General features: G+C 72.2%; 18 protein-coding genes. 9 read left to right on the top strand and 9 right to left on the bottom strand.

Annotated elements, in window-relative coordinates; translation table 11 throughout:
• Positions 1-12: 12 nt before the first annotated feature.
• The 6 genes from ACZ6QQ_RS25825 to ACZ6QQ_RS25800 form a co-directional block, all read right to left on the bottom strand.
• Positions 13-699: a class I SAM-dependent methyltransferase gene (locus ACZ6QQ_RS25825; RefSeq protein ID WP_465879742.1), complete on the bottom strand. Its 687-nt coding sequence runs from the start codon at positions 697-699 to the stop codon at positions 13-15.
• Positions 700-756: 57 nt separating this feature from the next.
• Positions 757-1,782, bottom strand: coding sequence for a lysylphosphatidylglycerol synthase domain-containing protein (locus ACZ6QQ_RS25820; protein ID WP_465879741.1), 1,026 nt, complete (start codon positions 1,780-1,782; stop codon positions 757-759).
• Positions 1,779-2,819, bottom strand: a complete 1,041-nt coding sequence (locus ACZ6QQ_RS25815; RefSeq protein WP_465879739.1) for a glycosyltransferase family 2 protein — start codon at positions 2,817-2,819, stop codon at positions 1,779-1,781. Before ACZ6QQ_RS25815 ends, ACZ6QQ_RS25820 begins: the two co-directional genes overlap by 4 nt.
• A 160-nt stretch (positions 2,820-2,979) precedes the next feature.
• Positions 2,980-4,089, bottom strand: a complete 1,110-nt coding sequence (locus ACZ6QQ_RS25810) for an endonuclease/exonuclease/phosphatase family protein (protein ID WP_465879737.1) — start codon at positions 4,087-4,089, stop codon at positions 2,980-2,982.
• A gap of 150 nt (positions 4,090-4,239) precedes the next feature.
• Positions 4,240-5,436 carry a glycosyltransferase 87 family protein gene (locus tag ACZ6QQ_RS25805; RefSeq protein WP_465879842.1) on the bottom strand — a complete coding sequence of 399 codons (1,197 nt, stop codon included), beginning with the start codon at positions 5,434-5,436 and terminating at the stop codon, positions 4,240-4,242.
• Positions 5,437-5,556: 120 nt separating this feature from the next.
• A complete protein-coding gene (locus ACZ6QQ_RS25800; RefSeq protein WP_465879735.1) occupies positions 5,557-5,832 on the bottom strand; it encodes a DUF6289 family protein in 276 nt (91 codons plus the stop codon).
• 222 nt (positions 5,833-6,054) lie between these two features.
• On the opposite strand from ACZ6QQ_RS25800, the gene ACZ6QQ_RS25795 reads away from it, so the two are divergent.
• Together ACZ6QQ_RS25795 and ACZ6QQ_RS25790 are read left to right on the top strand one after the other, a co-directional pair.
• Positions 6,055-6,435, top strand: a complete 381-nt coding sequence (locus ACZ6QQ_RS25795) for a VOC family protein (RefSeq protein WP_465879734.1) — start codon at positions 6,055-6,057, stop codon at positions 6,433-6,435.
• A gap of 52 nt (positions 6,436-6,487) precedes the next feature.
• A complete protein-coding gene (locus ACZ6QQ_RS25790; RefSeq protein ID WP_465879732.1) occupies positions 6,488-8,032 on the top strand; it encodes an MFS transporter in 1,545 nt (514 codons plus the stop codon).
• 12 nt (positions 8,033-8,044) lie between these two features.
• Here ACZ6QQ_RS25790 and ACZ6QQ_RS25785 read toward each other — a convergent pair whose 3' ends face one another.
• A complete protein-coding gene (locus ACZ6QQ_RS25785; RefSeq protein ID WP_465879840.1) occupies positions 8,045-8,536 on the bottom strand; it encodes a winged helix-turn-helix transcriptional regulator in 492 nt (163 codons plus the stop codon).
• Between the two features lie 69 nt (positions 8,537-8,605).
• On the opposite strand from ACZ6QQ_RS25785, the gene ACZ6QQ_RS25780 reads away from it, so the two are divergent.
• Positions 8,606-9,121: a PaaI family thioesterase gene (locus tag ACZ6QQ_RS25780; RefSeq protein WP_465879731.1), complete on the top strand. Its 516-nt coding sequence runs from the start codon at positions 8,606-8,608 to the stop codon at positions 9,119-9,121.
• Positions 9,122-9,139: 18 nt separating this feature from the next.
• On the opposite strand, the gene ACZ6QQ_RS25775 is transcribed toward ACZ6QQ_RS25780, so the two are convergent.
• Positions 9,140-10,594, bottom strand: a complete 1,455-nt coding sequence (locus ACZ6QQ_RS25775) for an aminotransferase-like domain-containing protein (RefSeq protein ID WP_465879730.1) — start codon at positions 10,592-10,594, stop codon at positions 9,140-9,142.
• 213 nt (positions 10,595-10,807) lie between these two features.
• Between ACZ6QQ_RS25775 and ACZ6QQ_RS25770 the strand changes: the two genes are divergently transcribed.
• The gene (locus tag ACZ6QQ_RS25770; protein WP_465879728.1) at positions 10,808-13,993 is read left to right on the top strand and encodes an AfsR/SARP family transcriptional regulator; all 3,186 of its coding nucleotides are present in this window, start codon (positions 10,808-10,810) and stop codon (positions 13,991-13,993) included.
• Here the strand turns inward: ACZ6QQ_RS25770 and ACZ6QQ_RS25765 are convergent.
• Positions 13,987-14,493, bottom strand: a complete 507-nt coding sequence (locus tag ACZ6QQ_RS25765; RefSeq protein ID WP_465879727.1) for a Calx-beta domain-containing protein — start codon at positions 14,491-14,493, stop codon at positions 13,987-13,989. The genes ACZ6QQ_RS25770 and ACZ6QQ_RS25765 overlap by 7 nt on opposite strands.
• 224 nt (positions 14,494-14,717) lie before the next feature.
• Here ACZ6QQ_RS25765 and ACZ6QQ_RS25760 point away from each other — a divergent pair, with 224 nt between their 5' ends.
• The 5 genes from ACZ6QQ_RS25760 (at position 14,718) to araA (ending at position 20,514) form a co-directional block, all read left to right on the top strand.
• Entirely contained in the window at positions 14,718-15,032 is a 315-nt protein-coding gene (locus tag ACZ6QQ_RS25760; protein WP_465879724.1) for a hypothetical protein, read from the top strand.
• A gap of 322 nt (positions 15,033-15,354) precedes the next feature.
• Complete coding sequence (locus ACZ6QQ_RS25755; RefSeq protein ID WP_465879839.1) at positions 15,355-16,341, top strand: LacI family DNA-binding transcriptional regulator; 987 nt, start codon at positions 15,355-15,357, stop codon at positions 16,339-16,341.
• A gap of 209 nt (positions 16,342-16,550) precedes the next feature.
• The gene (gene araB, locus ACZ6QQ_RS25750) at positions 16,551-18,296 is read left to right on the top strand and encodes a ribulokinase (RefSeq protein ID WP_465879722.1); all 1,746 of its coding nucleotides are present in this window, start codon (positions 16,551-16,553) and stop codon (positions 18,294-18,296) included.
• A complete protein-coding gene (locus ACZ6QQ_RS25745; protein ID WP_465879721.1) occupies positions 18,293-18,970 on the top strand; it encodes an L-ribulose-5-phosphate 4-epimerase in 678 nt (225 codons plus the stop codon). Before araB ends, ACZ6QQ_RS25745 begins: the two co-directional genes overlap by 4 nt.
• Before the next feature lie 2 nt (positions 18,971-18,972).
• On the top strand, positions 18,973-20,514 hold the full coding sequence (araA, locus tag ACZ6QQ_RS25740; protein WP_465879720.1) for an L-arabinose isomerase: 1,542 nt from the start codon (positions 18,973-18,975) through the stop codon (positions 20,512-20,514).
• Positions 20,515-20,566 lie beyond the last annotated feature (52 nt).

The following is a 20,566-nucleotide window of genomic DNA, read 5'->3' as shown; positions in this document are numbered from 1 at the left end:
CGGACCGGTCACTCAGCCGGCCGCCGACCGTGACTCCGGCGGCGCCGTTGCCGCCGGGCCCGACTCCGCCGACGCCGTTTCGTCGTTGGTGGCGGCGAGCACGAAGAACGCGCCGGTCGGCCCCTCGCCACGCCCGGTCGGCACCTCGGCGACCACGGGCACCCCGCAGGTCCGGATGACCTCCACGAACTCCTCGTTCTGGGACACGTCGTAGACCTGCACCACGATCCGCCCGCGCGGGGTGAGCAGCGTGGGCAGCCGGCGCAGCAGGGCGGCGGACTCGGCCGCGGACAGGTAGTAGATGACCTCGCGCAGCAGGATCGCGTCGTACCGGTCGGACGAGTCGAAGGTGCGGATGTCGGCGACGTCGAACGAGGTGTCGGCCCGGCGCAGCGCCCGCGCCTGTGCGATCGCCTTACGACTGATGTCCACACCGTGGTAATGCCGGTACGACCCGGGCGCCAGCGGCAGATTCGCGCTGGTGCCACAGCCGAGGTCGAGAATTGTCGGCTGCGGGGCCCAGGTCTCGATCAGCGACAGCGGTACGGTCCCGTCGGACATGTCGTCCAGATAGTTCCACAGACCGAGCGCGTACTGGGTGTCCCACATCGCCGCGTTGATTCTGCGGTTGGGGCGCACGAATATCCGTACCGGAATTCTGGTCAGTCGCGACAGTGCCCGGACGAAGCCGTTGGACATGGGATCACCGACATTCCTGGTCGCGGTTAACGGGACAGTTCTCGTCTTTCGGTGAATTCAGCCGGCCAGGGCCGGATCGGCGGTGCGGTCGAGCACGGTCCGGCGGCGGTGCATGTACTGGGCGAGCAGCAGCCCGCCGGCCCCGATCGCGACCTCGCTGAGCGCGCAGACCAGTCGGCTGGCCAGCACCACCGGGGTGGCGACCGACAGCGGCATCACCGTGGCCAGGCCGACCAGGAGCACGGCCTCCCGCACGCCGAGGCCGTCCGGGGCGATCATGACGACCAGTCCCGCCACCGTGGCGGCGGCGAACCCGGCGACGCAGATCAGGTAGGACTTCGCGGGCGGGGCACCGGCGGTGACCGCGAGGAGCCAGAGGTGGTGTCCGGAGACCACCCAGGACAGCGACTGCGACGTGATCGCCCGACGCAGGCCGGCCGTGGAGGCGGTGACCTCCGGTGGTTGCCGCCGCAGCAGCCGGGCCGCGGTGGCCAGCCCCCGGTTGAGCAGGTCCGGGCGGGCGAACAGGACCACCAGCGGCACGGTGGCGAGCAGCAGCCAGCCGGTGGCGCCGCCGAGCACGGCCGGTCCGGCGGCGAGCGCGACCGTGGCCCCGGTCAGCGCCACCACCACCCAGCTCAGCATGAACACGCCGGCCAACCGAACCGGCCCGACGTTGATCTCCTTGCCCATCCGGAGCAGCACCGGCAGGGCGACGAACCGGCCGGGCACGAACTTGGCCAGGAACCCGACGAAGAACAGCCGGTACGCGGTCCACCGGTTCACCGGCGCACCCAGGTCGACGAAGAGGGCCCGCCAGGAGAGCATCCCGAGCAGCAACCCGGAGGCGTTGATCAGCAGGGCCACGACCAGGGCGGCAGTGAGCCGTACCGGGTCCAGTTGGGCGGCCAGCTCCCGGACCGGCGCCCAGTCCTGGTCGCGGACGAACAGCACCAGCCCGACCGTCAGCCCCACCACGAACACCACGACCAGCGCCTGGTTGACCAGCCGCCACCAGTTCGCCCCGGTCCGGGGTGCCGGGGTCGGTGCTGCGGTCGGGACCGCGTCGGGCTCGGGTGTCATCGTCGGGCTCCCAGCGCCGCCGGGCGGGCCCGACCCGGGCGGAACCGCAGGGCGAGGGACCGGCCCACGCCGATGGAGAGCCCGGCGAACTCGGTCAGATGGGTGAGGAAACGCATCGCCGTGGCGTAGAGCAGGAAGACCGGCCCCCGCTGGCGGAACGCGAAGGCCAGCAGCTCCCGGTCGGCGACGAGGAAGACCGCCAGCAGGGCCGCCGGCACGACCAGCAGCCAGGCCGAGACGGCGGCCAGGGGCAGGGAGGCCACCGCGAACGCGCTGCCCAGCATGCCCGCGACCGAGGCCAGGTCGACCCGGTGCGGGCTACGTTCGTCGGCCGGTGGATCGGGCTCGGAACGGGGCGCCCAGCGGGCCAGCACCACCGCGTCCGAGTACGTCAACGCGCGGCGGAACAGCTCCGACAGGTACGGCCACAGCCGGTCCACGTCGTCGTGCCGGCCGACCATCTCGGCGCTCGTACGGATCTCGTACGCCGCCGGCAGCCGGGTGCCGAACTCGATGTCCTCGGCGTCGCGCAGCCGCTCGTCGAAGCCGCCGACCAGCTCGAACACCGCACGCGGCACCGCCGTCAGGGCGAACATGGTGGACGCGCTGACCCCGGCGTCGCGCCGCCGCCAGAAGTGCTCGAACAGCGTCTTGTAGGACTCGACCGGCCCGTCCGCGAAGAGCGGGTGCAGGTCGTAGATGCCCTGCACCACCCCGCAGGCCGGGTGCTCGCGCAGCGTGCGCAACGCGACCGCCAGCGCGTCCGGGGCCAGCGCGATGTCGGAGTCGACGAAGAGGAGCACGTCCCCGTCGGCCCGCGCCGCGCCCGCGTTGCGGGCCGCCGACACTCCCCGGTTCACCGGGAATGCCACCAGCGTGCAGTCGAATTCGGCGACGATCTCCCGCGACCGGTCGGTGCTGGCATCGTCGACCACGACCACCTCGGCCGGAGTGTGGGTCTGCGCATAAACCGCTGTGAGGCAGGCCCGGATCGTCTTTTCCTTGTTGTGGTTCGGAATGACCACCGACACTCGCACAAATCGAGGCTAGCGGTGGGCGAGCCGAAAAACAATGGCCGTGAATATCTTTGTCGGCTCAGCTGTCGGCATTTTCGGTGCTGCTTCGGCGCGTGACCATTCCACGCCTCGAAAAAGGCGTGGAATGGACGTGACCAATGGTTTCGGAGTCCCTTGTCGACTATCCGGTCGAGATGACCAATTCCTGGGGGCGATGGTCGGACACGCCACGGGCGCTGCTGAACTCGTACGAGTGGACCCGGACGTCGGGGGAGACGAACGCCCAGTCCAGTCGCCACCAGCGGGGCCAGTTGGACGACTCGGCCCAGCTTCTCGGGTAGAGCGACGCCATGGCGTAGCTCGCGTCGCGCAGACCGTCGGGCAACTTGCGTACGTCACCCATCGCCGGGCTGGTGTTGAGGTCGCCGGCCACCAGGACCGGGTTGTCGTTCGTCGCGACGTCACCGGCCAACGCCCGGAACTGCGGTTCCCGCTGGCCGCGTTGGTCCTTGATCACCCGGTAGAAGTCCCGGCTCAGCGGACCGTCCTCCGGTGACAACTGCACCGGCAGGTGCACGTTGTACGCCGACAGCACCCGACCCCCGCCGAGATCCAGGTCGGTACGGAGCGTCTTGTACAGCCAGTGGTCGGTGCTGCCCATCGACGGTGGCGGCAGGTCGGGGGCGTCCAACGGGATCTGACGCAGGATCGGGAAGCGGGAGACGGTGATCAACTCCCCGACGATCGCGATGTGGAAGCCGGGGAACTCGGCCCGCAGCCGGGTCGCCGTCGGGTCGAGCGGTTCGGGCGTCTTCTCGTACCAGTACTCCTGCAACAGGTAGATGTCGGCGTCGGCGTCGCGCAACTTGCGGTAGAGCGGTTCGGTCTCGCCGCCCTCGTCCCAGTAGCCGGTGTTCCAGGAGAGGACCCGGATCGCGTCCGCCGGAGCGGGGCCGTCGCCGCCGGCGAACCGGTGCGGGTTGATCCCGGACAGGGACCCGCCGAGGACCAGCGCGGCGGCGGCGAGCAACGCCACCGGTCCCCGCGATCGACTGCACGGGGCCGCCCCGACCGCCAGCAGCACCGGGACGACGAGGAAGAACACCGGGGGGATGGCGTCCACCGCGAGCCACAGCCACCACTGGCCGCTGAGCACCAGATGCGCCACGACGAAGGCCAGCCAGAGTGCCCCGGCGGCGACCAGCGCGGAGTAGACCCACCAGCGCCAGCCACGCCGCCCGGTCGGACGCGCCACCTCCCGGACCGGCGCCTCCGGCGCGATGACGGTCACGCCGTGCCTCCCACGGTGGATCGCGGCGTGCCCCCGACCGCTTCGGCGTCTGTCATGGACATGGGAGCGACGGTACCGATCGGCATGGAACCCCTTCTGAACCGGCCCTGGATGCAACCTTGACTACCGTCGGCGACACGCTGGTGCGGTTCACGCCCGCCGCCGACGCAGGAGGAACGGCAGGTAGCCGAGCCCGGCGAGCCCGATCAGCACGTACAGGTTGCTGTAGACCAGGCCCCAGCCCCGGAAGTGCAGGTCCCAGCCCTGGATCCCGACGAGCACCCAACTGGTGCTCGCCACTGCGACGAGCCAGACCGAGGCCGCGACCGCCAGCCCGATCCGGTTGCCGGTGGGTCGGGCCCGTTCGACCAGCAGCACCAGCGCCGGCACCACCCAGACCCAGTGGTGGTGCCAGGAGACCGGGGAGACCAGCAGGCCGGTCGCCGCGCAGGCGAGCACCCCGAGCAGGGGTTCGCCGGCGCGTACGCACCAGGCCGCGAGGGCGGTGCCCGCCGCCGCGACGAGGGCGGCCACCGGCAGCCAGACCGTGGACACGTCGGCCGAGTCGGCCAACCGGGCCAGCGCGCCGTGCAGCGACTGGTTCAGGATCGTACGGGGGTCACCCGTCACCCGGGACGAGTCGAGCAGCGTGCCGCCCCAGAACTGCACCGAGTCCGCCGGCCGCCAGGCGAAGCCGAGCGCGATCGTGGCGAGGAACCCGGCCACCGCCGTCGCCGCCGCCCGGAACCGCCCGGTGGCGACGAGGAAGAGCACGAAGATCAGTGGGGTCAGCTTGAGTCCGGCGGCCAGACCGACGCCGAGGCCGTGCCACCGCTGCCGGGGATCGCCGGTCAGGTCGACCAGCACCACCAGCAGCAGGAACAGGCCGACCTGTCCGGCCTGGAGGTGCCCCGAGACGGCGAACACCGGCAGCGCCACCACCGTGGCGACCAGCACCGGCACGGCACGGCGGTCGGCCGTGGGGGCGACCGACCGCCGGGTCACCCGGACAACGGCGACCAGTGCAAGGACCGAGGCGAACGTCCAGACCGCGATGGCGAGGTCCGGCCCGACGTACGCGAGTGGCTGGAACAGCAGTGCCGCGAACGGCGGGTACGTGAAACCCAGTGCGATGCCGTCGGTGCCCCGTACGGCAACGTCGTACAGGTTGCCGTCGGTGTTCGCGGCGGCGACCGCGCCCGTACGGTAGGCGGCGAGGTCCCACCAGAACTGCCCGGTGGCTCGGTGCACCGCGACCGCCGCGACCGCGATCAGCGCCGCGAGTGCCGCCGGTGCGACCGTGCCGGGGCTCAGCCGGGATCGCAGGCGACCCGGCGCCTGCGTGATCAGAGAAGGCATCAGCACCGGATCTCCCTCCGTCGCCGGGCGAGGAAACGGTAGCGAGCGCTGCCCTACTCTTCCTGGAACCGACCTGGATTACCCAGCGTCGATCCGCCTCACGTCAGCTCAGAGCGGGTCGTTGCACTGCGCGGTGGTGAACTCCAGCCAGCGGGTGGTGACGCCGAACGTGTCGCTGCTGCCGTCGCAGAAGATGGTCCGGCCGCCGACGACCTGCTCGTACTCGGCGGAGCTGTAGTAGAAGTAGCTGCACTGGTATCCGGAGCGGCAGTGCGGGATCGCCTGCGCGGGGGTGGCCGGGCCGAAGACGATGGCCGTGGCGGCACCGGCGGTTGCCGCCAGCATCGCGAGCGACCGGCGGATGGTACGGGTGCGACGGGACATGTTCCCTCCCAGGTCTGTCCACATGGGATGGTGGACGCCACCTCATTCTGCTGCGGTGATCGATGAAGTGCAATGGCTTGCCGGGGCGCGGCGGCCATTGAAATCGGTTCGCCCGCGCTCGCCCCGTCGGGTACGGTCGCGGGGTTGTTTCCACTGCTGGGAGCCCATCAGGTTCGGGTATGGGCGCACCGGTGGTTACCGGACTGAGGGCAGGTTTCGTCAATGGCGTGTCGTATCGGTGAGCTCGTGCTCGGTTGCCGTGACCCTGAGCTGCTGGCGCGGTTCTGGTGCGAGGTCCTGGACTTCGTCGTGCTCGATCGCGAGGTGGACGGCTCGGTGGAGATCGGGCCGCGCGAGGGGTTCGGCGGGCCGCAGCCGACGATCTTCCTCAGCCGCCGGGATGAGCCGGAGCAGGGGAAATCCCGGCTGCACATCGACGTCAACGCCACCGACCGTGATCAGGACGCCGAGCTGGAACGCCTGCTGAAGCTCGGTGCGCGCCCGGCCGACGTCGGCCAGACCGGTCAGGAGTCGTGGCACGTCCTGGCCGACCCCGAGGGTAACGAGTTCTGCCTGCTCAAGGCCCGCCTCAACCCTCTCTGATCATGACGGGTCGGCGGGGTTAGCCTGGTGGTCCCCTGCCGAAGGAGCACCGATGACCACCACCCCCGCACCGGCCGGCGAGCTGGTCCGGTACGGGCGACCGGCCGGCCGCTGGGTCCTGTTCGCCACCGTGCTCGGCTCCGGTCTGGCGTTCATCGACGCGACCGTGGTCAACATCGCGCTGCCCCGGATCGGCGACGACTTCGACGCCGGGGCGGCGGCACTCCAGTGGACCGTCAACGGCTACACCCTGAGCCTCGCCGCGCTGATCCTGCTCGGCGGGTCACTGGGTGACCGGTTCGGCCGCCGCCGGATCTTCGTACTCGGCATCATCTGGTTCGCGGCCGCCTCGCTGCTCTGCGGGCTGGCACCGAACGTCGAGATCCTGGTCGCCGCGCGGGTGCTCCAGGGCATCGGCGGCGCGCTGCTCACGCCGGGGGCGCTGGCGATCCTCGGGGCGTCGTTCCACCCGGACGACCGGGCGAAGGCGATCGGCGCCTGGTCCGGGCTCGGTGGCATCGCCGGAGCCCTCGGGCCGTTCCTCGGCGGGTGGCTGGTCGAGTCGGCGAGCTGGCGGCTGGTCTTCCTGATCAACGTACCGCTGGCGGCGATCGTGGCGCTGGTCGCGCTCCGGCACGTACCGGAGTCCCGTGATCCGGACGCGCCGGACCATCTCGACGTCGTCGGAGTGCTCACCGGCGCGGCCGGTCTCGCCGGACTGACGTACGGCTTCACCGCCTGGCCGGCGGCCGGGCCGACCTCGCCGACGGTGCTCGGTGCGCTGGCCGTCGGTGTGGTCGGTATGGTCGGTTTCGTCCTCACCGAGCGGCGGTCCCCGCACCCGATGCTGCCGCTGGAGGTCTTCTCCGTCCGGGCGTTCAGCGCGGTGAACCTGGTGACCTTCGCCGTGTACGCCGCACTCGGCGGGGTCTTCTTCCTGGTCGTGCTCAACCTCCAGGTGGTCGTGGGGTTCAGCCCGCTGGCCGCCGGGACCGCGATGCTGCCGGTGACCGTGCTGATGCTGCTGCTCTCGGCGCGGGCCGGTGCGCTGGGGCAGCGGATCGGCCCACGGATCCCGATGACGGTCGGCCCGGTCGTCTGCGCGGCGGCACTGGTGCTGCTCGCCGGCATCGGGCCGGGAACGACCTACCTCACCGGTGTGCTGCCGGCGGTGCTCCTGCTCGGCCTGGGGTTGTCGCTGACCGTGGCGCCGCTGACCGCCACCGCGCTCGGCTCGGTCGACGAGCGCCATGCCGGCATTGCCAGCGGCGTGAACAACGCTGTCGCCCGCGCGGCCGGTCTGCTCGCCGTCGCGGTCCTGCCGTTGGCCGCCGGTATTGGCACCGGCAGCCTGACCGACGCGGCCGAACTCGGGCCGGTCTACCGGATCTCGATGCTGATCTGTGCGGGTCTGCTGCTGCTCGGCGCGGTGATCAGCCTGGTCGGCATCCCGTCCCGGCTCGCCGCGCCGGGTAGCCCGTCCGCGACCGGCGCCGGGCCCGTCGAGCCGACCCCGGCCAGCCCGGTACGGGTCCACTGCGCCGTCGACGGACCTCCGTTGCACCCCCGGGCCGAGGTGCCGGCGTCCAAGCCCTGACCGGGTCCCGGGTCAACCGTGACCGCCGGGGCCGACCTCGACCGGGGCGGGGCGGCGGCGCAGGCCCGGACCGGGGCGCGGCACCACGTCCCGTGCCCTGGTGACCTCGTGTCCGTCGGCGCAGCGCAGCTCGACGTGGACCGGGGCCTCGCAGTCGCGGTGCGCGGTGAGCAGGGGAGAGCCCTCGGGGTCGGCGAGGTACCGGTCACCCCAGGCGAGCAGGGCCACCAGCATCGGCCAGAGATCCAGGCCCTTGTCGGTGAGCCGGTACTCGTGCCGCAGCCGGGCGCCCGGCTCGCGGTAGGGCTCCCGGCGCAGCAGCCCCTCGTCGACCAGTTTCGCCAGCCGGTTGGTCAGCACCTGCCGGGGGATCCCGGTCCGCTCGCGCATGTCGTCGAAGCGTCGTACGCCGGTGAAGACCTCGCGGAGCACCACCACGGTCCAGCGTTCACCGAGGATCTCCATCGCCCGGGCGATGGTGCAGTTGTCCAGTTCCCAGTCCATAACCGTCGGTGTCACCCCGCCAGGCTAAGTCTCGTTGACAGACGCAGCAACGCCTGCGACGCTGCGTCTGTGACTCAGACTCAGCCCCGAAGCCGAACCTTCTCCTGGTCCGACCCCTCGATCAACGCGGCGAGCCTGGGCCGGCGCAGCGGCCTGGACGTGCTCCGATCCATGATCGCCGGCGAGCTGCCGCCACCGCCGGTGATGCACCTGCTCGACATAGGCCGGCTGACCGCCGAGGAGGGCCGGGTGGTGGTCGAGATGGAGGTCCAGGAGTTCCACTACAACCCGCTCGGCAGCGTGCACGGCGGCGTGCTCTCCACCCTGCTCGACACCGCCGCCGGGTGTGCGGTGCACAGCACCCTGCCGGCCGGCGTCGGCTACACCTCGCTCGACCTCAACGTGAAGTTCCTCCGCCCGGCCACCGTCGGCTCCGGGGTGCTGCGCTGCGAGGGCACCGTGTTGCAGCGCGGCCGGCGTACGGCACTGGCCGAGGCACGGGTGCTCGACGGCGCCGACCGGCTGATCGCCCACGCCACCTCGACCTGCCTGCTCTTCGAACTGGAACCACCGGCCGGGGGCTGAGGCGTCGAGCCGGACCGGTCAGCCCGGCTCGGACAGGGCGTCGACCAGGCGGGACATGCTTCGGTGCAGGTCCTCATCGGGCAGGTGACCGAAACCGATCACCAGCGCGGGCGGCGTCGCCCGGCCGGAGAAGTGGTACGGCGCCAGCGTCGACACCCGTACGCCGTGGGCCAGCGCCCGGCCGGCGACCTGTTGCGCGTCGAGCCGCTCCGGCAGGTACAGCACCTCCGTGTTGACCCCGTGCGGCGCACCGAGGCGGATCCGGCGGACCGGGGCGAGCGCGGACTCGACGATCCGGCGCCGGGCGGCGTACCGGCGGCCGAGCCGGTGCATCAGCCGGACGATCACGCCGTCGCGCAGCAGTGACGCCAGGGCGAGCTGGTTCAGGTACGGCGGCGCCGTGGCGTACTCGCCGAGCAGGCGGCCGACGGTGGCGGTGAGTTCACGGGGCACGAGCGCGTACCCGAGGTTCAGGGTCGGGGTGAGCAGTTCACAGAAGCCGCCGACCAGGATCGACCGGGCGCCGGCGGTGCCGTACAGCCGGGGTAGCTGGCTCACCGACGGCCGGAACACCGGGTCGCAGGCGAGCTCGACGACGTGCCCGCCGGTGCTCGTCGCCCAGGCCAGGGCGGCCCGGCGCCGCTCGGCGGAGAGCACGTGGCCGAGCGGCACCTGGGCGTCGGCGCTGAGCACCACCGCCCGGCAGTTCGGACCGACCGCGTCCAGCCTGGCCCCCTCGGCGTCGACCGGCAGCGCGGCCGGTCGCTCCGAGTCCCCGGCGGCGGCCCGGTGCAGGGCCGGCGGCACCGGTTCCTCGATCGCCACCTGGCGTCCGTGCAGGCCCAACGCGTCCAGCACCAACCGGAGTCCCGGCCCGGTCCCGGCGGTGATCACCACGTCCCGACCGGCCAGCGGCACCCCGCGGCTGCCCGCCAGGTGCTCGGCGACGGCCCGGCGCAACTCGGGCAGGCCCAGCGGGGGCAGTGGCCCGGCCGGCGGCCGGTTGAAGCTCGCCCGCCGCCAGGCCGCCCGCCAGGCCGGCAGCGGGCACGCCTCGATGTCCACCTGTCCCGGTCGCAGGTCGAGCGGCGCCGGGCGTTCGGCGGGAGCCGGTGGACGGGTCGCGGCGATCCGCTCGGGCAGCCCGCACGGGCGCCGTCCGGCGGCGCCAGCGCCGGCCCGTCCCGGTCCGCCGGACTCCTTCCCGGCCGGGCGGCCGGCGACGTACGTCCCCGAGCCCGGCTGGCTCTCCAGGTAACCCCTGGTGAACAGCAACTCATACGCCGCCGTCGTCACCCCCCGCGAGACGCCGAGCAGTGCGGCGAGGGTACGGGTCGACGGCAGCTGCGTACGTTGTGCCAGCAGCCCGTGCTCCACGGCCGTGCCGACCTGGCTGGCGATCTGCTCGTGCAGTGGCTGCCGGGCCTGCCGGGTCACGGTGAGCGGGATGGTGAGGATGGCCTGGTGACGCATGACTCTTGTGTACGGACCTCGGGCTGCGGGGCGGTTGTGTGACGGTTGTGGGATCCGGCCGGTGGCGCGGTGGCCGGTTGTGGAGGCGACGGCACCGGCCGGGCGCCGGATCTCCGACGATTGCTGTCCATCGATCCTGCCCGGCCACTATGCTGCGTGCATAGACGACTTCATGACGCGTGTCCGGCACGCGGAAGGGGGGCCGTGGGGCGTATGTCGGCGGTCCCTGACCCCAACGTCCCGGCTCCGGCTCCGGCCCGGTTGGACCGGGCGACCCCGGTAGGGCGGCTGATCCGCCTGCTCGGGCCGGTGGAGGTGATCGGTCCGGCCGGTCCCGCGCTGCTCGTCGGCGCCCGCCAGCGTGCCGTGGTGGGACTGCTCGCGCTCAAGGCCGACACGGTGGTGCCGCAGTGGCGGCTGGTCGACGCGCTCTGGGGCCAGCGCCCACCCCGTACGGCGATCAAGTCGTTGCACAGCCACGTCGCCCGGGTACGCCAGGCGCTGACCCTCTGCGGCCTGCCGGACGTGCTGGTGACCAGGGAGTCCGGGTACACCCTGCGGCTGGATCCGGCGGCGGTCGACGCGGTCCGCTTCGAGGAGTACGCCCGCCGGGGCCGGGAGGAACTCGCCGCCGGGGCACCCGCCCGCGCCGTCGCCCACCTGCGCGAGGGACTGGGCCTGTGGCGGCACGACGTCGCCCTCGCCGACGCCGAGCCGACCGGTTGGGGTGCGGCGGAGGTCGACCGCCTCTCCGAGGTGCGGCTCGCCGCGATCGAGGACCGGTGGGACGCCGAACTCCGGTTGGGGCGGCACGTCGTCGCCGTCGGCGAACTGGAGCGGCTGCTGGTCGAGCACCCGTCCCGGGAACGCCTGGTCGGGTTGCTCATGCTGGCGCTCTACCGGTGCGGCCGGCAGACCGACGCGCTCGACGCCTACCAGCGGCTGCGGGCCGGTCTCGCGGACGAGTTCGGCGTCGACCCCGGTCCGGACCTGGCCCGGTTGCACACCCGCATCCTGCGCCGCGACCCGAGCCTCGACCCGGAGCCGGGCCCGACCACCGACCATGCTCCGGTGGCCGTCTCCGGAGCCGCCGCCCGCACCGACGCCGGGGCCGCCCCGCCGACACCGATGCCGACGCCGATGCAGCTACCGGCGCCGGTCGGCTTCTTCACCGGCCGGGGAGCGGAACTGTCCATCCTGGACCGGCTGCTCGACGACTCCGACGGTGACCTCCCGCTGGCGCTCATCTCGGGCCCGGCCGGCATCGGCAAGACCGCCCTGGTGGTGCAGTGGGGCCGGCGGGTGGCGAGCCGTTTCCCGGACGGTCAGCTCTTCGTCGACCTGCGCGGGCACGAACGGGAGTCGACCCTGTCCCCGGAGCACGCGCTGTCGCACATGCTGCGCAGCCTGGGCGTACCGGCGGACCGGATCCCGGCCGAGCTGACCGAGCAGGCGAGCCTCTACCGTTCGCTGCTGCACGGCCGTCGGATCCTGATCGTGCTGGACAACGCCGGTACCGCCGACGACGTACTGCCGCTGGTTCCCGCCAGCGCCGGCACCATGCTCGCGGTGACCAGCCGCAAGACGATGGCGGCCCTGAACACCCACCACGCCGTCTGCCCGGTCGACCTCGACGTGCTGCCCGACGCCGAGGCGCTGGCGGTGCTGCGGCGACTGCTCGGCGCCGGGGCGGTCGAGCGCGAACCGGTGGCGGCGGCCGAGCTGGTCCGGCTCTGCGACCGGCTGCCGCTGGCCCTGCGGATCGCGGCGGCGAAGCTGGCCGGCCGGTCCAACCGTACGATCGGCAGCCTGGTGGCCGAGCTGGCCGGGGCGAACCGGCTCGACGCGCTCACCGTGGACGGCGACTCGCGCAGCGTACGGGCGGTCTTCGCCAGTGCGTACCGGGCGCTGAGCGGTCCCGCGGCACGCCTGTTCCGCCTGCTCGGGCTCCATCCCGGCCCGACCTTCCACCCCCTGCTCGCCGCCGCCGTGGCGGACCTGGACCCGGCGCAGGCGCACCGGATCATCGACGAACTGGTGGTGGCGCACCTCGCCGTACCCACCGGCGTGGACCACTACCGGTTCCACGACCTGATCGCGCTCTTCGCCCAGCAGTGCGCCGCCGTCGACGAGACGCCCGTGCGGCGGGACGAGACCGCGGTACGGATCGTCGACTGGTACGTCGCGGTCGCCGCCGCCGCGAACCGGGTGCTCGATCCGGGGCGGGACCGGGTGACCCCGGTGCTGCGCCATCCGCCGGCCGAGCCGCCGTTCCCGGCCGAGCACCACGCGGCGCTGGAGTTCCTCGACGCCGAGCGGGGCAACCTGCTGCCGATCACCCGGTACGCGGCCGAGCACGGGCAGCCGACCGCCGCCTGGCAGCTCACGTACCTGCTGATCGGCTTCTACGACTCCCGTGGGCACTGGCCCGAGCGGGTGGAGATGTGCCGGTGGGGGGTGCGCGCGGCCCGGCAGGTCGGCGACCCGGCCACCGAGGGGTTGATGCTCAGCGGACTCGGGGTCGCCCACATCATGGCCCGCCGGTTCGACGCGGCGTTGGACGGCCTGCACGAGGCGTTGCCGCTGATGCTCGCCAGCGGTGACCAGCGCGGGGCGGGGCACGTGTACAACAACATCGCGGCGGCGTACAGCGGCCTGCGCCGGTTCGACGACGCGGTGACGGCGTTCCGGCACGCGCTGGCCATCCACACCGCCAGTGGCTACCGCCTGGGCATCGCCCTGGCCCTGAACAACACCGGACACACCTACGTACGGATGGGGCGGCCGGAGCTGAGCGCGCCCGACCTGACCGAGGCGCTGCGGATCAGCCGGGAGGTCGGCAATCCGAGGCTTGAGGCGGCGGTGCTGCACAGTCTCGGTGAGGCCGATCTCGGCCGGGGCGCCCTCGACGACGCGCTCGACCACCTCGGTCGGGCACTGCTGGTCTACCGGACGATCGGGGACCGGCGCTACGAGGCGGAGACGATGAACGGGCTCGGGCTGACGCTGCTGCGTCGGGGTGACCCCGCCGCGGCGGTCACCCCGTTGCGGCGGGCGCTGCTGCTCACCCACGATCTCGCCGACCAGCACCTGGAGGCGGTCACCCGGCACAACCTGGGGCAGGTGCACCTGAGCGCGGGCGACCTCACCGAGGCCGGCGACGAACTGCGGCACGCGCTCGCCCTGCGTGCCCGGATACCCGACCCGTACGAGGAGGCGCGGGTCCGCCGACACCTGGGCGACCTGGACCTGCGGCTCGGTGATCGGGCCGGCACCGAGCACCACTGGCGGTTGGCGGTGGCGCTGTTCCGGCGGGCGAACGCGACCGTGGAGGCGGACGAGCTGGCCGTGCGTCTCGACCGGGACGCACGGCCCGTCGTCGCTCCCCGGTCCTACTGACCGATGGCGGCCCTGGGTGGCGCCCCGTCCTTGATCACCACCGTTGCCCGCCCCTGCCCGATGACGGCACCGGTCGACGGGTTGGAGATGTTGACGCTGAACCATTCATCCGGTTCGCGCAGGGTGTCCGGTCGGATGTCGATCGGCACGTCGACGGCCCGTGCCCCCGCCGGGACCGTCACCAACCGTTGTTGGATCGCGGTGTAGTCGGCCGGTGCGACGGCGGTGCCGTCGGTGGTGCGGAAGAGTACGCTCACCGCCGTCGTGGTCGGTTGCGAGAGGGTCACCGTGACGATTGCCTTGCCCGGCAGCGCCTGTACGGCCGGTGGAACGTTGGCCGGCGTCTGTTCCCAGCAGATGGTTCCGTTGATCGAGACCACCACCTGGTCCACCTTGGGGTCGCAGCAGGCCTGGCCGGCTGCCGGGGTCAGGGCCAGCAACGCCGTGGGGACGACGACGGTGGCGGCAAGACTGCCGACCCGCCAGCGCAGACGTGTCATCGGATCATCTCCTTCGATCGACGGGTGTCAACTCCCATTAAGCCCTCCCGTGGTTGTGGCGCGGTTGTGACGCACATCGGTGCGTGTGGTGTCCAGGTCCACTGCCGGTCGGAACTGGGCCGGGCACCGGTCCTGTCCGATGCGCCCCGGCTCGACCGATCCTGATGGCAGGGCGGATGCCGAGGGGGCAGCCGCCGTACGGCAGGCCGGAGGAGGTGAGCACGATGGCTGTGCTCGACCAGCACGCCTCAGAGGCGGAGCTCGGGGTAGGCGAGTGGGCGGACGGGACCGCCGTCCTCTCGTGGCTGGGCACCCCGACCTTCGGCGTGCCGGAGTGGCCGCCGTCGGACCGGCGCGACGATCGGGGTTGGCCGGACGACCTCGGCTCTCCGTCTGGTCCGCGTTCGCCCTGGGGTCCGGTCTCGCCCCGGTGGTCCGACGCCGGCCGGCGGCTCGCCCGCCGGTTCCTGTGCCGCCGGGACCGGGGCCGGTCGGAGTTCCCGGTGGTGCCGGCCGTCGCACGGCAGGTCCGATGGTGACGGTGGTTTACGCGGAGCGCCCTTGACGGACCGTATGTTATCGCTAACATAGGCGCTACCGCCCGAGCATCGGCCGTGGTGGAAGGAGAGCGGAGTCCGACGCGCCGAGCGCGCTGCGGCATGACGCACCGTGTCGGCCGTCGCCGATGACGCGCCCACCCGATCGGTCCGCCGCGGGTATCCGTGCGTGGGTGGGTGAACGCACCGGGCATGCCCGACGATAATCAGATTCCCCGGCGGCGCTCGGCACAGACGCGGCGTATGTGAGCTTTCCCCCAGTGAGGTAATGAAAGTGGACAACAGGATGATGCGCAATCCCGCGATGACCGACGTCGCGCGCCTTGCCGGGGTGTCCCACCAGACGGTGTCGCGGGTGCTCAACGATCATCCGAACGTCCGCGAGCAGACCCGCAGCCGGGTCCGCGCCGCCATCGCCGAACTGGGGTACCGACCGAACCGGGCGGCCCGGACGCTGGTCACCGGCCGCTCGCAGTCGATCGGCGTGGTCGCCCAGAACTCCACCCTCTACGGGCCGGCGTCGTTGCTCGCCGCCTTCGAGCAGGCGGCGGCCGAGGCCGGCTTCGCGGTCAGCGTGGGCAGCGTCAGTGTGCTCGACCGCCGGTCCATCGCCGAGGCGGTGGCCCGGCACCTCGACCACCGGGTCGCCGGCATCATGGTCATCGCACCGGTCACCTCGGCCAACGAGGCGCTCGACGACCTGCCCGCGGACGTGCCGCTGGTGGCGATCGACGGCGATCCGCAGCGGTCGGCCGCGCTGGTCACGGTCGACCAGGCGAGCGGTGCCCGGGACGCCACCCGGCACCTGCTCGACGCCGGCCACCGGACGGTGTGGCACGTTACGGGCCCGCCCGACTGGTTCGACAGCGCCGGCCGGATCGAGGGCTGGCGGGAGGCGCTGGAGGCCGCCGGGGCCGAACTGCCGCCGCTGATGCCGGCGGACTGGACCGCCGCCGCCGGCTACCGCGCCGGCCAGATGCTCTCCCGGATGCCGGAGGTCACCGCGATCTTCGCCGCCAACGACCACCTGGCGCTCGGCCTCCTGCGGGCGATGAGCGAGCGGGGCCGTCGGGTGCCGGAGGAGGTCAGCATCGTCGGCTTCGACGACGTGCCCGAGGCGGCCTACTTCATCCCTCCACTGACGACGATCCGGCCGGACTTCGGCGCCGTCGCGCGGGCGAGTCTCGCCCTGCTGCTGGAGCAGATCGAGTCCGGACAGCCGACGACCCGGCGGCAGAGCGTCGCACCGGCCCTGGTGTCCCGGGCGAGCGTCGCGCCACCGCCGCGCTGACCGGCGGCCGAGCTTCGGCACGTACTCGGGATGCCCGTGCGTCGTACGGGTAACAGATCGTAGCCGGTTGTGTGACAAAGCACCCCGCCTCCGTTACCGAAATGTTACGGCCTCCGGTTGACCCCACAATTGTTAGCGATAATACTCTGGGTCCGAGCCTGCGATCTCTCAGGCGGCCGACCCGTTCGTCCACCCCGAAGGTGCCAGACATGCCCATCGATCCGTCAGAAGCGCTCGTAGTCGGTGTCGACTACGGCACGCTGTCCGGCCGTGCCGTCGTGGTCCGGGCCGTGGACGGCACCGAACTCGGGTCCGCGGTCTTCGAGTACCCGCACGCCGTACTCACCGACGCGCTGCCGGGTGGCGGGGTCCCGCTCGGTGCGGACTGGGCCCTCCAGGTGCCCGCCGACTACGTCGACGTGCTGCGGTACGCCGTACCGGCCGCACTGGCCGACGCGGGTGTGGACCCGGCGGCCGTGGTCGGGATCGGCACCGACTTCACCGCCTGCACCATGGTCCCGACGCTGGCCGATGGCACCCCGCTCAGCGAACTGCCCCGGTTCGCCGACCGCCCGCACGCCTACGTCAAGCTCTGGCGGCACCACGCCGCCCAGCCGCAGGCCGACCGGATCAACGAACTCGCCGCCGCCCGCGACGAGCCGTGGCTGCCTCGTTACGGTGGGCTGATCTCCTCGGAGTGGGAGTTCGCCAAGGCGCTCCAGCTGCTGGAGGAGGACCCCGAGGTCTACGCCGCCATGGAACGCTGGGTCGAGGCGGCCGACTGGATCGTCTGGCAGCTCACCGGCAGCTACGTCCGCAACGCGTGCAGCGCCGGCTACAAGGGCATCCTCCAGGACGGTCACTACCCGAGCCCCGAGTTCCTCGCCGCGCTCAACCCCGCGTTCGCGGACTTCGTGTCGACCAAGCTCGACCAGCCGATCGGTGCCCTCGGCTCCGCCGCCGGGTTCCTCAGCCCGCAGGCCGCCGCCTGGACCGGGCTCCCGGTCGGCATCCCGGTCGCGGTCGGCAACGTCGACGCGCACGTCACCGCCGCCGCCGGCAACGCCCTCGAACCCGGCCAGATGGTCGCCATCATGGGGACCTCCACCTGCCACGTGATGAACGGGCGCGAACTGCGGGACGTACCCGGCATGTGCGGCGTGGTCGACGGCGGCATCGTCGCCGGCAGCTGGGGCTACGAGGCCGGGCAGAGCGGCGTCGGCGACATCTTCGCCCACTTCGTCTCGACCGGGGTGCCGGCCGCCTACACCGAGCGGGCGCGGGCCGAGGGGCTGACCACCCACGAGTACCTGACCCGGCTGGCCGCCGAACAGCGAGTCGGCCAGCACGGGCTGGTGGCGCTCGACTGGCACAGCGGCAACCGCTCGGTGCTGGTCGACCACGAACTGTCCGGGCTGCTGGTGGGGGAGACCCTGGCCACCCGCCCCGAGGACATCTACCGGGCGCTGCTGGAGGCGACCGCGTTCGGCACCCGGACCATCATCGAGACCTTCGACGACGCCGGCGTACCGGTCACCGAACTCGTCGTCGTCGGCGGGCTGACCAGGAACCGGCTGCTGATGCAGATCTACAGCGACGTGACCCGGCTGCCGCTGTCGCTGATCACCTCCACCCAGGGACCGGCCCTCGGCTCGGCCATCCACGCCGCCGTCGCGGCCGGGCTCTACCCCGACGTACGCGCGGCGGCGGCCCGGATGGGCCGGGTCGAACGAGCCGTCTACACCCCGGACGAGGCGGCGGCGGCCCGCTACGACGAACTGTTCGACGAGTACCGCCAACTCCACGACCACTTCGGCCGGGGAGGCAACGGCGTCATGCGCAGACTCCGGGCGATCCGCCGGCAGGCCCTGGCGGAAGCGACCGGTGCCGCCACGGTCACCGCTCCGGACGCCACCGCCACCGCCGCTGCGGCCGGACGGGCGGCGCACCGATGACCGTCACCGGATCCGTCGCCGGGACCATCCGCGCGCTGCGCGCCCAGGTCGCCGCGCTCCACGCCGAACTGCCCCGCAACGAACTGGTGGTCTGGACCGCCGGCAACGTCTCCGCCCGGGTTCCCGGTGCGGACCTGCTGGTCATCAAGCCGTCCGGGGTCAGCTACGACGAGATCACCGCCGACAACATGGTGGTGACCGACCTCGACGCCAACCTCGTCGACGGCGGGCTGGCCCCGTCCTCGGACACCGCCGCCCACGCGTACGTCTACAAGCACATGCCGCACGTCGGCGGCGTCGTGCACACCCACTCCACGTACGCGACCGCCTGGTCGGCGCGAGCCGAACCGATCCCGTGCGTGCTCACGATGATCGCCGACGAGTTCGGGGGGGAGATCCCGGTCGGCCCGTTCGCGCTGATCGGGGACGACTCGATCGGTCAGGGCATCGTGGCCACCCTCACCGGGCACCGGTCTCCGGCGGTGCTGATGCGCAACCACGGCGTCTTCACCATCGGGGCGAGCGCGCGCGCGGCGGTCAAGGCGGCGGTGATGTGCGAGGACGTGGCGCGGACCGTACACATCTCCCGCCAGCTCGGGACGCCGCTGCCGCTGGCGACCGAGGACATCGACTCGCTCCACGCCCGCTACCAGAACGTGTACGGGCAGGCCTGACCATGCCCGGAACAGGAGGATCCGCCATCACACCGGAGACCAAACCCCAGATCTGGTTCCTCACCGGCAGCCAGCACCTCTACGGGCCGGAGACGCTCGCGCAGGTCGCCGAGCAGTCGCAGGAGATCGCCCGGACGCTGACCGGCGCGGGCCGGATCGCCGCCGAGCTGGTGTGGCAGCCGGTGCTCACCGACGCGGGCGCGATCCGGCAGGTGATGCTCGCGGCGAACGCCGACCCGGACTGCATCGGGGTGATCGCCTGGATGCACACGTTCTCCCCGGCGAAGATGTGGATCAGCGGGCTCGACGTCCTGCGCAAGCCGCTGCTGCACCTGCACACCCAGCTCAACGTGGCGCTGCCGTGGGCGTCGATCGACATGGACTTCATGAACCTGAACCAGGCCGCCCACGGCGACCGGGAGTTCGGGTTCATCCAGACCCGTCTCGGGGTGGCCCGCAAGACCGTCGCCGGGCACGCCTCCGACCCGGCGCTGGTGGCCCGGATCGAGGGCTGGGCACGGGCCGCCGCCGGCTACAGCCACCTGCGTACGCTGCGGCTGGCCCGGTTCGGCGACAACATGCGCGACGTGGCGGTCACCGAGGGTGACAAGGTGGAGGCCGAGCTGCGGTTCGGTGTCTCGGTGAACACGTACGGCGTCAACGACCTGGTCGAGCTGGTCGACGCGGTGGCCGACGACGCCATCGACAAGCTCGTCGTGGAGTACGCCGACCAGTACCGGCTCGCCCCGGAACTCGGCACCGGCGCCCCACGCCACGCCGAACTGCGGTACGCGGCCCGGATCGAACTCGGCCTGCGCCAGTTCCTCACCACCGGCGGCTTCGGTGCGTTCACCACCAACTTCCAGGACCTCGGCGGCCTACGCCAGCTCCCCGGTATCGCCGTGCAGCGGTTGATGGCCGACGGCTACGGCTTCGGCGGCGAGGGCGACTGGAAGACCTCCGCGCTGCTGGCGGCGGTCAAGGCGATGGGCGTCGGCACCGGACGCGGCACCTCCTTCATGGAGGACTACACCTACCACTTCGGGCCCGGCGAACCGAAGATCCTCGGCGCGCACATGCTGGAGGTCTGCCCGAGCATCGCCGGTGCGCAACCCTCGTGCGAGATCCACCCGCTCGGCATCGGTGGCCGGGAGGACCCGGTCCGGCTGGTCTTCGACGCCGTCTCCGGCCCCGGCGTGGTGATCGGCCTGGCCGACCTCGGCGACCGGTTCCGGTTCGTGGCCAACGAGATCGAGGTCGTGCCGCCGGACGAGCCGCTGCCGAAGCTGCCGGTGGCGCGGGCGGTCTGGAAGCCGGCCCCGTCGCTGTCCACCTCGGCCGAGTCGTGGCTGACCGCCGGGGGACCGCACCACACGGTGCTGACCCAGGCGGTCGGGGTGGAGACCCTCCAGGACTTCGCGAACATGCTCCGCACCGAGCTGCTGGTGATCGACCAGCAGACCACCGCCACCGGATTCACCGACCGGCTGCGCTGGAACCAGGCCTACTACCGGCTGGCCCAAGGGCTGCCGGGCAGGGGATGAGGCAGATCCCTCATCCGTACGACCCGTCGACGGGCCCGAGGCCGGTCGACAC

The sequence above is a fragment of the Micromonospora sp. NPDC049529 genome (genome assembly GCF_055586685.1).
This window is presented reverse-complemented; position numbering and strand designations above follow the sequence as displayed.